The following is a 10,958-nucleotide window of genomic DNA, read 5'->3' as shown; positions in this document are numbered from 1 at the left end:
ATTTGCCTTCTCACACTTTCCCCACCTCCACTGTCATAGCCCCGCGTTATCACTCTTTCTTTCATCCATCCTCCCGTTTACGATCTTTGCCTTTACATAAAAACCCGCTCTCTGCTAGTATATGCGGCTCATGAAGATCAAACGGCTCGAAATACAAGGCTTCAAATCCTTCCAGGACAAAGTCTCCCTCGATTTCAACCAGGCCATCACCGGCGTGGTCGGCCCTAACGGCTGCGGCAAGTCCAACGTCTGTGACGCCATCCGCTGGGTGATGGGGGAGCAATCCGCCAAAAACCTGCGCGGCAAGGCGATGGAAGACATCATCTTCAACGGCACCGAGTTCCGCAAGCCGCTCGGCATGGCCGAAGTTTCCCTCTATTTCTCCACTGAGGACGGCCGGGTCCCCGCCAAGTACCTCAACTTCGCCGAAATCCAGGTCACCCGCCGCCTTTACCGTGACGGCGAGAGCGAATACCTTCTGAACAAGACCCCCTGCCGTCTGCTGGACGTGGCCGAGCTGTTCATGGACACCGGCATCGGTGCGCGCGCCTACTCCATTATCGAGCAGGGCAAGATCGGCATGATCCTGCACGCCAAGCCCGAGGAGCGGCGCTTCCTGATCGAGGAGGCCGCGGGCGTCACCAAGTTCAAGGCGAGGAAGGTGGTTGCGCTCAAGAAGATCGAGGCCACCAAACAGAACCTGCTCAGGATCGGTGACATCATCTCCGAGATCAAGCGGCAGATGAACGGTCTGCAGCGTCAGGCCAAGAAGGCCGAGCGTTTCAGAGAGCTGAGGGTTGAGCTGAAGGAAATCGAACTGCTCTTTGCCGCCAAGGGATACGTGGCGGTCGACAAGGAGCGGGTGGGGCTGGAGGCCGAGATCGCCGACCTGGAGCAGCGGGTACGGCAGTTTACCGGCCGCATCGAGGAAGCCGAGCTTTCCATTGAAGGGAAGCGGATCTCCCTGGTCGAGACCGAGCGGCAGCTAGCCGCGGCCCAGGAGGAGATCTTTCGCTGGAAGGGGGAGTTGCAGGGAGGCGAAAACCGCCTCGAGTTCCAGCGCCGCGAGCTGGCGAACCTGGAGCGGCAGGGCGAGCGCTTCCAGGAAGAACTGCAGGGCCTGCGCGACCAACTGGCTGAAGCAGAGCGGGAGTTGGCCTCTCTTTCGGAGCAGCAGGCGGCTTACCAGAAAGAGGCCGCCACCGAGAGCGAGGCGCTAGCCAATCGGGAAGAGCTGCTTGATGAGATGGTGGCTTCTGAGGCCGGAGTTACCCGGGAGCTGGATGAGGCCCGCCGCGAACTGTTCACTGCCCTGTCGGAAGGGGCTCAGGCGACCAACCAGCATGCCGCTGCCGCCAAGCGGCTCTCCTCCATCGCTGAAAGACTGCAGGCCAACGCCCGAGAGCGGGTGCTTCTGGGCGAGCGCCTTATGGAGGCGAACCAGAAGGTCGAGGCCCTGAAGGCCGAAGCCGAACAGCAGGCGCGCCAGAAGGAATTGACTGATGAAGAACTGACCCTGGTTATTGCGCGCGAGGCCGAACTCAAGCAGGCCCAGGAGAGCGGGGAAAAGGTCCTCCAGCAACGGCGCGACCAGCTTTCGTCCGCGGCCTCAAGGCTCAAGTCCCTCCAGGAGCTGGAGGCCCAGTTTGAAGGGTACGGACAGGGTGTGCGCAATCTGCTCACAGCCGAGCCCTTCCGTAACGCCCAGTTCACCATGTTGGCCGACGCCTTGGAGGTCGAGGAGGAGTGCGAGGTCGCGCTGGAGTCGGTGTTGGGAGAGCGCCTGCAGTACCTTCTCTGCGGCTCCCCGGAATCTGCGCTGAAGGCGGTCGCTCATCTGAAAGGGAGCTCCGGTGGCCGCTGCAGCTTCGTGACCTCGGCTCCCTGGTGCCATCTCCCCGGCCAGCCGCCGGCGGAGGCGGCGCCTCTCATCGACCGGGTGAAGGTGCCCGGCCACCTCGCGCACCTGGTGGAGCCGCTTCTCAGCGGGGCTTACCTGGTACGCGACCTGGCGCAGGCGGTCACCCTGGCTTCCGGATTCCCCGCCTGTACCTTCGTCACCCCCGACGGAGACCTGGTCCACGCCGGCGGCATCGTGAACGGCGGCTCCTCCGAGTCTGCCCGTCAGGGGATCATTCATAAGAAGCGGGAGATCAAGGCCCTGGGGAGCGATGTCGAGCGGCTGGGCGCCGAGGTCCAGCAGTTGAGTGAGGCACGCGAGGCGAGGCGGCGGCAGATTGCCGACACCGAAGCGGAACGGGTCGAGCTGCGTCAGGAGCTGCACCGCCTTGAGATCAAGATCCTCAACACCCAGAAGGACCTGCAAAGCGCTTCTGCGGAATGCCGTCGCATCGAGGAAAACGGCGCAGTCCGGGAAATGGAAGAGGAGCAGCTTGCCGAAGAGCAGGCGCTGGTTTCCAAGGAGCTGAGCCAGGCCGATGCCAAGAAGGCGCAGGCTGAGGAGCGCAAGCTCGGGCTGGAGGCCCGTGTCGAGGCGCTGCAGAGCCGACTGGAAGGATCCCGTTACGAGATGGAGGAGGCCCGCGAGCTGGTGACCTCGCTGAAGGTGCGAGTGGCGGCACTCAAGGAAAAGGGGGACTCCGCCCAACGGGCACACCGGCGGGTAGAGGATCTCTGCGCTGACCTGCAGGCCCGTATCGCCTCCAGAAGCAGGGAGGTTGAGGGCTCCGGAACCGACCGCGTCCGCCTGCTGGAGACCATCGCCCAGGGGGAAGAGGCGCTGCGCGGCATCGTGGAGCGCCAGCTTGAGAGTGAGCGCGCCCTGGCGCTGGTCAAGGAGCGCTACGAGGCCGAAGCGGCCACCGTTCAGGAAGAGGAGCAGCAGCTGAAGGGTGTGCGCGCGGATGCGGGTGCATTGCGCGATCAACTGAACACGCGCAGCCTGCGACTTTCCGAACTCGGCATGAAGCTCACCCACCTGGAGGAGACCCTGCGGGACAAGTACCGCATGGAGGTTGCCGAGGCCCTGGCCGGCTATGCTGATATGGAATGGGACGAGGCCGAGCGCGGGGCGCGCCAGTCCGAGCTGCAAAAGGCTGTCGACGAGATGGGCGAAGTGAACCTGATGGCCATCGAAGAGTACAAGCAGATGGAGGAGCGCTTCGGCTTCCTCTCCACCCAGCGCGACGACCTGGAAGAGTCCATGAACTCGCTGCAGAAGGCGATCCAGAAGATCAACCGCACCACCAGAAAGCGCTTCCTGGAGACCTTCAACCTGGTGAACGAGAAGTTCCAGACGGTCTTCCCCAGGCTGTTCTGCGGCGGCCAGGCCGAGCTGCGGCTCACCGACGAGGAGGATCTCCTCACCACGGGCCTGGAAATCGTCGTGCAGCCGCCGGGCAAGAAGCTGCAGAACGTCTCGCTTCTCTCCGGTGGCGAGAAGGCGCTCACCGCGGTTGCCCTCATCTTCTCCATCTTCCTGATCAAGCCCTCGCCGTTCTGCCTGCTGGACGAGGTCGACGCCCCTCTGGACGATGCCAACATCGGACGCTTCAACGATATGGTGCGGGAGATGAGTGCAACCTCCCAGTTCATCATCATCACCCACAACCGCGCCACCATGGCCGTCGCCGATACCCTCTACGGCGTCACCATGGAGGAGCCGGGCGTTTCCAAGCTGGTGTCGGTTCGTCTGAACTGCTGATTATTTTTTATTAGGAGCCTGCCTTGCCTTTCAAGAGACTTCTGACTAACCTTGTGGAGTCCGTGCCGGGAGCCACCGGTGCCATCCTGGCCGACTGGGAAGGGGAGGCCGTAGAGCAGCATTGCCAGGGCGATCCCTTCGAAATCAAGGTGACCGCCGCCCACTGGGGAATCCTGCTGACCCGGCTGAAAGAGATGTATCAACAGCACGAGGCCGGCCAGGTGCAGGAGAGCCTCATCAGCACCGATGCGGAACACGCCATCGTGGGTGCGATCGGCAACGAGTATGCGCTCGTTATGACCATGACCAAAGACGCGTTGCCGCTTTTGGCGCTTCACAATTTCCGCGAAACGGCAGCTCTTTTGGAGAAGGAGATATATTGATGGCCGAGGAAAAGGGTTTTTTCAAAGGTCTTCTTAAAAAAATAGGCTTGGGACCGCTGGAGGAGCCAGAGGATATCCTTAAAGCGTTGGGTGCTGAGGATGAGGAACCCCAGGAGGAGCTCGAAAAGGCATGGGAGGAGGTGATCCCGGCCGAGGAAAGAGCCGCCGAGGCGCCGGCTAAGAGTTGGACGACCCAGCCGTACACACCGACCCCTGCTGGCTCTACTCCGGTGCCCCCTCCGTCCCAGGATCAGTACCAGACTCCGGTAGTGTCGGAGCCTGCACCGGTACCGGTGCCCCAGCCCGAGGCGCCGGTCCCCGCTCAGGTTGCTCCTACTCCGGCTGCTCCTGCTCCGGTTACACCCGCTCCGGTTACGCCGGCACCGGTTACGCCGGCACCGGTTACGCCGGCACCGGTTACGCCGGCACCGGTTACGCCCGCTCCCATTCCGGAACCTGCCGCCAAACCGAGCTTTTTCGAGCGGCTCAAGCGCAGCCTCAGCAAAACCCACGAGAGCATCGTCGGGCGTGTGGACACCCTGCTGCTGGGCAAGAAGCAGATCGATACCGACACCCTCGAGGAGCTGGAAGAGATCCTGATCACGGCTGATCTCGGTGTGAAGACCACCGTTGACCTCATCAGAACCCTCGAGCAGCGCCTGAAGAGAAACGAACTTCAGGACGGGGATGCCCTCAAGCGGGCGCTGAAGGAGGAGATCCAGGTCCGGCTGCAGGCCCATTCCGCACCGCTGGTGGTGACCGCAAAGAGTCCCTTCGTCATCCTGGTGATCGGGGTGAACGGCGTGGGCAAGACCACCACCATCGGCAAGCTTGCCGCCAAGTACACCGGAGAGGGCAAAAAGGTCCTGTTGGCGGCCGCCGACACCTTCCGCGCCGCAGCGGCCGAGCAGCTGGAACTCTGGTCCAACCGCGTCGGCGCCGACATCGTGCGGCACAAGGAGGGGGCCGACCCCTCCGCGGTCGTCTTTGATGCCTGCAAAGCGGCGCTCGCCCGCCGCACCGACGTGCTCATCATCGACACCGCGGGCCGTATGCACACCAAGGTCAACCTCATGGAGGAGATGAAAAAGATCCGCCGCGTGTTGACCCGGGAAATCCCCGATGCCCCCCACGAGACGCTGCTGGTGCTGGACGCCGCTACCGGCCAAAACGCCCTCTCGCAGGCCAAGCTTTTCAAGGAAGCGGCCGACGTCTCCGGCGTGGTGCTGACCAAGCTGGACGGCAGTGCCAAGGGCGGGATCGTGGTGGCGGTGAGTCATGAATACTCCCTCCCGGTCCGTTTCATTGGCGTTGGCGAATCTGTAGAGGATCTCAGGGCGTTCGATCCTGTTCAATTTGTGGACGCTCTTTTTGAATAATCCTTGACTTTTACGTACTTATTGCCTAATATTCGCCGCAAAAGGTGAAAAGATGAGCGCTGAATTATTTAATGAGCTGGAGGGGCGGATACATTCATTGGTGACTGCCATCCAGGAGCTTAAGCTCGAAAACAGCAGGCTCAAAGAGGAAAACGTTCGCCTGAGCGAGGAGAGGGTGGACTTCAGGTCCCGGCTCGATTCGATTTTGCAGAAACTGGAAGGGGTCTAACGGTTGCTTGCGACACACAGCATTACGGTGATGGGGAGAAATCTCCAGGTGAAGAGTGTCTCTTCTCCGGAGCTGGTGGCGCAGGTGGAAACCGTGGTCAACGAGAAGTTGGCAGAGGCTGCGGCTGCGGTGAGCGGCGCTGACAGCCAGATCGTTTCGATCCTTGCCATGATGAACCTCGCCGAGGCGTTTTTGTCGGCACAGAAGGAACTGGAAAAAGAGCGGGAAGCATGCAGGACACGCATTTCCGCATTGATTGATAAGCTCGACGGCGCAGTCTGAAGTTTCAGGTCTCTTGCGGGAGATTTTCAACATATAGCAGATGAGAATTGTACGGTTGCAAAGCTTTGCCAGAATATTCGTGGTAGATTTCCCCACGTTTGCTGATAGTAGCCTGAAGACGCTAGAGTCATGTCCTGAGGTTAATGGCTGCATTACATAAAGTTCAATGGCGCTTCTCTTGAACGCGGCCCTTCTATCGATACTGTCAACGCCTCACCCGTTCCTCATCAGCATTCCCCCCAAAGAGTACCTGTCTCTTGGACGTTCTGCGTCCACCCCCTTTTCTTTTGCTTCACGGATGTAACAACCTATGCCAAAAGGCACCCTGAGAACCGTCACGCTTGCCAAACGCCGCGAACTGGCGCTGGAGTTGGCGGCCGAAAAAAGCTTGGCCCTGCAAAAGCGGTGCTTGGCGCTTCCTGAATTCAAGCGCGCCAAGACGGTCGCCCTTTACGCAGCGGTACAAAGGGAAGTCGACACCGCCCTGTTGGCGGAGACGGCTCTCGACGCAGGGAAGACGGTTCTTTTTCCGGCGGTGATCGACGATGACCTGGAGTTTCGCAGGGTCCGGTCGCTGGCGGACTTTGCGCCGGGGCGTTTTAAGATACCTGAGCCGATTGGCGAATCATGCCGGATCACCGAGGCGGATGTCATTGTGGTCCCGGGGGTAGCTTTCGATTGCTGTGGCCGGCGCATAGGTTACGGCAAGGGGTATTACGACAGGTCACTGCACCTGCTCGAAGGAAGCGGCAGGCTGGTAGGTTTTTGCTACGATTTTCAGCTCGTCGAGGAGATAGTCGGCGAACCGCACGACGTGACGATGGATCTGATCGTCACTGAGTTGAGGGTGGTTCGCGTTAATAAAAATATATGTGAGGGGGAACCAAGTGAGAATTGACATTACCATCACGATCATCCTGGTGCTCGTGGCAGCGGGCATCGGCTATGTTATTGGCAATCTGCTGCGTAAGAAGCTTTCCGATTCCCTGGTGGCCAACGCCGAAACGCTGGCCGCCAAAATGATTGAAGACGCCAAGCGCCAGACCGAAGTCATGGCGATGGAGGCCGCGGTCCAGGCCAAGGATGCGGTTTATCAGGCCAAGGAAGAGCTGGAGAAGCAGTTCGAGGAGGATACGCGGGAAAAGCGCCGCGACCTGCAGAACCTGGAGAAGAGGCTGCAGCAGAAAGAGGAAAACCTCGACAAGAAGACCAACCTGTTCGACCAGAGAGATACTGAGTTCCTGAAGCGCGAACAGTCGCTGGCCGCCCGCGAGCAGTCGCTGGGGACCAAGGAGCAGTCGCTTGTCCAGAAAGAAGAAAAACTCGACGCCATGGTCGGTGAGCAGAAGGCCAAGCTGGAGCAGATCGCCGGCATGACCTCCGCGGAAGCCAAGAAGGTCCTGATGGACGCCATGGAGGACGAGGCCAAGCTCGACGTCGCCAAGCTTATCAAGGTGATGGAGGAGGAGGCCAAGGCAACCGCCGACAAGAAGGCCAAGGAAGTTCTCGCTCTCGCCATGCAGCGCTACGCGGGCGAGTACGTGGCCGAGCGCAGCGTATCGGTGGTGGCGCTTCCCTCCGACGAAATGAAAGGGCGCATCATCGGCCGCGAGGGGCGTAACATCCGCGCTCTGGAGGCGGCAACCGGTATCGACCTGATCATCGACGACACCCCCGAGGCGGTCATCCTTTCCGGCTTCAACCCGGTAAGGCGTGAGGTCGCCAAGCTCTCCCTGCAGAAGCTGATCGCCGACGGCAGGATCCATCCGGGGCGCATCGAGGAAGTCGTTGCCAAGAGCCAGGAGGAGATCGAGCAGGCCATGAAGGAGGCTGGCGATCAGGCCGCCTTCGACCTGGGCGTGCACGGCATCCACCCGGAGATCCTGAAGCTGATCGGCCGCCTGAAGTTCCGTACCTCCTACAGCCAGAACGTTTACCAGCACTCGCTTGAGGTCGCCTTCCTCTGCGGCATCATGGCCTCGGAGTTGGGCATCAACGTAAAACAGGCCAAGCGGGCCGGCCTGCTGCACGACCTGGGCAAGGCCGTAGACCACGAGGTGGAAGGGTCCCACGCCGTCATCGGCGCCGAGATCGCCAAGAAGTACGGCGAGTCCCCCAAGATCGTGCATGCCATCATGGCCCACCACGAGGACGAGAAGCCGGCGAGCGTACTGGCGGTCCTGGTGCAGGCAGCCGATGCCCTCTCCGGTGCACGCCCCGGCGCGCGTCGCGAGATGATGGAAACGTACGTGAAGCGTCTGGACGATCTGGAAAGGATCGCCACCTCCTTTGACGGGGTCACCAACTCCTTCGCCATCCAGGCCGGCCGCGAGATCCGCGTCATGGTCTCCAGCGAAGTGGTAAGCGACGACCGCGCCCTCGTCCTCGCCAAGGACATCGCCAAGAAGATCGAGACCGAGATGACCTACCCGGGGCAGATCAAGGTGAATGTGATCAGGGAAACCAGGGCAACCGAATATGCCCGTTAAGCTGCTGTTCATCGGCGACATCATCGGCAAACCGGGGCGCGATGCGCTTTCCAGGGAACTGCACCGGATCGTGGACCGTCACTATGTCGACCTGGTTATCGCCAACGGCGAGAACGCGGCCGGCGGTTTCGGGCTGACTGCGGAGACCGCCCAGGAGCTGTTCAAGTGCGGTGTGCACGTGCTCACCTCCGGGAACCATATCTGGGACAAGAAGGAATCCCTCGAGTACATCAAGCGCGAGGAGCGGATCACGCGTCCCGCCAACTATCCCGAGGGGACGCCTGGGCGAGGCTCCGCCATTGCCACCACGCCGGGAGGGGTGAAGGTCGGCATCCTCAATATCGAAGGGCGGGTCTTCATGAACAACCTGGACTGCCCCTTCCGTTGCGCCGACCGCGAGGTCGCCAAGCTTAAGGAAGAGACCCCAGTCGTCTTCGTCGACTTCCATGCGGAGGCAACCTCCGAGAAGACCTCTCTTGGCTGGTATCTGGATGGCCGGGTCAGCGCCGTGGTGGGAACCCACACCCATGTGCAGACGGCGGACGAGCGAGTCCTGACCGGTGGCACCGCCTACATCACCGACGTCGGCATGACCGGCGCCTTCGACTCCGTGATAGGGGTCAAGAAGGAAGAGGCGATCTACAAGTTCGTCACCCAGCGCCCCGCCAAGTTCGAGATAGCCAAGAAGGATATTCGGATCAATGCCGTCGTCATTGAAGTAGATGAGAAGAGCGGGCTTGCCGTCGGGATTGAGAGGATCAACATCCCCTGCGGGTGAGCCAGTGATTTATTTGGTATAGTACCTCTCACTCTGGGAGAGGGTAGGGTGAGGGCGCCGCGCGTGCCTTCACCTTCCATTTTTAAAGACAGAACAAGCGCTTCGAACAAAAGTCCTTGTGGAGGGTAGTAACGTGATGACTGTTGCTGAGCAGATGGAAATCATCAAGCGAGGTGCCGTCGAGATCCTCGTTGAAAAGGAACTCGTCGAGAAGCTGGAGAAGTCGGTCAAGACCGGCGTGCCTCTGAAGATAAAGGCCGGCTTCGACCCGACCGCCCCGGACTTGCATGTCGGGCACACCGTGCTGCTGCATAAGATGCGGCAGTTCCAGAAGCTGGGGCACGAGATCTATTTCCTGATCGGCGACTTCACCGGCATGATCGGCGACCCGACCGGCAAGTCCGAGACCCGCAAGGTTCTGAGCCGCGAGGACGTGCTGAGGAACGCCGAGACCTACAAAGAGCAGGTCTTCAAGATCCTCGATCCCGAGCTCACCAAGGTGGTCTTCAACTCCGAGTGGCTCGGCAAGCTTTCCGCCGGCGACATGATCGCCCTGGCCTCCAAGTACACGGTGGCCCGCATGCTGGAGCGCGAGGATTTCAGCAAGCGCTTCGCCAACCAGATGCCGATCAGCATCCACGAGTTCATGTACCCGCTGGTGCAGGGGTACGACTCGGTGGCACTCCATGCCGACGTCGAGCTGGGCGGTACCGACCAGAAGTTCAACCTCTTGGTCGGGCGGGAGCTGCAGCGCGAGTGGGGGCAGACCCCGCAGACCGTCATCACCATGCCGCTTCTGGAAGGTCTGGACGGCGTGAACAAGATGAGCAAGTCGCTCGGTAACTACATCGGGATCAACGAACCGGCCGATGAGATTTACGGCAAGGTCATGTCCATCACCGATGAGTTGATGCTTCGCTACTACGAACTGTTGAGCGACCTCACCACGGCCGAGCTGGAAAAGCTGAAGGCCGACCTGAATGGCGGCAGCCTTCACCCGATGGCAGCCAAGAAGCAGCTCGCGCGTGAGATGGTAGCCCGCTACCACGGCGCCGAGGCGGCCACCCTTGCTGACGAGAATTTCGTTAAGAGATTCAGGAACAACGAGACCCCGGAAGATATGCCTGAAGTCTCCATAGCCCTTGACGGTGGAAAGATGCCGCTGTTCAAGGTGCTGGCCACCGCGGAGCTGGTCAAATCGGGCAGTGAAGGTCGTCGTTCCATCCAGGGCGGCGGTGTCAAGGTCGATGGTGAGAAGATCGCCGACGAGAACCTCGAGCTCGGTGCCGGCGAATACGTCATCCAGGTAGGCAAGCGTCGTTTCGCGAAGGTAAAGTTGTCCTAGTCCTCTGTGCCTCTAGGTTACCCTCGCCCCCTCCGGGGGAGAGGGTGGCCGCAGGCCGGGTGAGGAGTCCCCCGCACTATCAGCTCCGTACCGCCTCTTCTCGCTGGCCAAACTCCCTAAGCCGAATTTAACAATAAAGGCGTTGACCCCGGTAAGACCATTTGCTATAAACACACCTCGCTGCTGACCGGGGCACCTTTTGAAGAAAAGTTTCTCCGGCTGGCACAAAAAGAAGTTGACAGAGGCAAGATGCTCTGTTATAAAGTTTGACTTCGCAGCACGGCTCACTGACAACCGCATACGAACTGGACGAGATGGACCGTCGACAGGCAAAGGTTTAAAGCCTTTAACTGTCGAAAGAAATTTCGAGACTGAAAAACTTTTGGTTGACAGTCAGCTCCGGTTGGTA

The 10,958-nt window shown here is 60.4% G+C and carries 9 protein-coding genes; all 9 read left to right on the top strand.

The features are described 5' to 3' along the window. Positions 1–130 precede the first annotated feature (130 nt). The 9 genes from smc to tyrS all read left to right on the top strand — a co-directional run bounded on the left by smc (position 131) and on the right by tyrS (position 10,549). Positions 131–3,664 carry a chromosome segregation protein SMC gene (smc, locus tag VJ604_RS15970; RefSeq protein WP_324084231.1) on the top strand — a complete coding sequence of 1,178 codons (3,534 nt, stop codon included), beginning with the start codon at positions 131–133 and terminating at the stop codon, positions 3,662–3,664. A gap of 23 nt (positions 3,665–3,687) precedes the next feature. After that, entirely contained in the window at positions 3,688–4,047 is a 360-nt protein-coding gene (locus tag VJ604_RS15965; protein ID WP_324084230.1) for a roadblock/LC7 domain-containing protein, read from the top strand. An 86-nt stretch (positions 4,048–4,133) separates the two neighbouring features. Beyond that, a complete protein-coding gene (gene ftsY, locus VJ604_RS15960) occupies positions 4,134–5,426 on the top strand; it encodes a signal recognition particle-docking protein FtsY (protein WP_518517918.1) in 1,293 nt (430 codons plus the stop codon). Positions 5,427–5,478: 52 nt separating this feature from the next. Continuing rightward, complete coding sequence (gene zapB / locus VJ604_RS15955) at positions 5,479–5,655, top strand: cell division protein ZapB (protein ID WP_324084227.1); 177 nt, start codon at positions 5,479–5,481, stop codon at positions 5,653–5,655. A gap of 30 nt (positions 5,656–5,685) precedes the next feature. Continuing rightward, positions 5,686–5,937: a cell division protein ZapA gene (locus VJ604_RS15950; protein WP_324084303.1), complete on the top strand. Its 252-nt coding sequence runs from the start codon at positions 5,686–5,688 to the stop codon at positions 5,935–5,937. Positions 5,938–6,247: 310 nt separating this feature from the next. After that, entirely contained in the window at positions 6,248–6,835 is a 588-nt protein-coding gene (locus tag VJ604_RS15945) for a 5-formyltetrahydrofolate cyclo-ligase (RefSeq protein ID WP_324084225.1), read from the top strand. Further along, the gene (gene rny / locus VJ604_RS15940) at positions 6,831–8,426 is read left to right on the top strand and encodes a ribonuclease Y (RefSeq protein ID WP_414652456.1); all 1,596 of its coding nucleotides are present in this window, start codon (positions 6,831–6,833) and stop codon (positions 8,424–8,426) included. Before VJ604_RS15945 ends, rny begins: the two co-directional genes overlap by 5 nt. Further along, positions 8,416–9,204, top strand: coding sequence for a TIGR00282 family metallophosphoesterase (locus VJ604_RS15935; protein WP_324084221.1), 789 nt, complete (start codon positions 8,416–8,418; stop codon positions 9,202–9,204). Before rny ends, VJ604_RS15935 begins: the two co-directional genes overlap by 11 nt. Positions 9,205–9,340: 136 nt before the next feature. Next, entirely contained in the window at positions 9,341–10,549 is a 1,209-nt protein-coding gene (tyrS, locus tag VJ604_RS15930) for a tyrosine--tRNA ligase (RefSeq protein ID WP_324084302.1), read from the top strand. The last annotated feature ends 409 nt before the right edge of the window (positions 10,550–10,958 follow it).

It is taken from the genome of Geomonas sp. (assembly GCF_035254065.1).
Lineage (GTDB): Bacteria > Desulfobacterota > Desulfuromonadia > Geobacterales > Geobacteraceae > Geomonas.
Note: the sequence above shows the minus strand (reverse complement) of the source record. Positions and strands in the feature narration are given on the sequence as shown.

Coding starts and splice junctions, on each gene's coding strand:
- VJ604_RS15950 (WP_324084303.1), top strand. CDS start 5,686: ATGGGGAGAAATCTCCAGGTGAAGAGTGTCTCTTCTCCGGAGCTGGTG.
- VJ604_RS15945 (WP_324084225.1), top strand. CDS start 6,248: ATGCCAAAAGGCACCCTGAGAACCGTCACGCTTGCCAAACGCCGCGAA.
- tyrS (WP_324084302.1), top strand. CDS start 9,341: ATGACTGTTGCTGAGCAGATGGAAATCATCAAGCGAGGTGCCGTCGAG.
- VJ604_RS15935 (WP_324084221.1), top strand. CDS start 8,416: ATGCCCGTTAAGCTGCTGTTCATCGGCGACATCATCGGCAAACCGGGG.
- zapB (WP_324084227.1), top strand. CDS start 5,479: ATGAGCGCTGAATTATTTAATGAGCTGGAGGGGCGGATACATTCATTG.
- smc (WP_324084231.1), top strand. CDS start 131: ATGAAGATCAAACGGCTCGAAATACAAGGCTTCAAATCCTTCCAGGAC.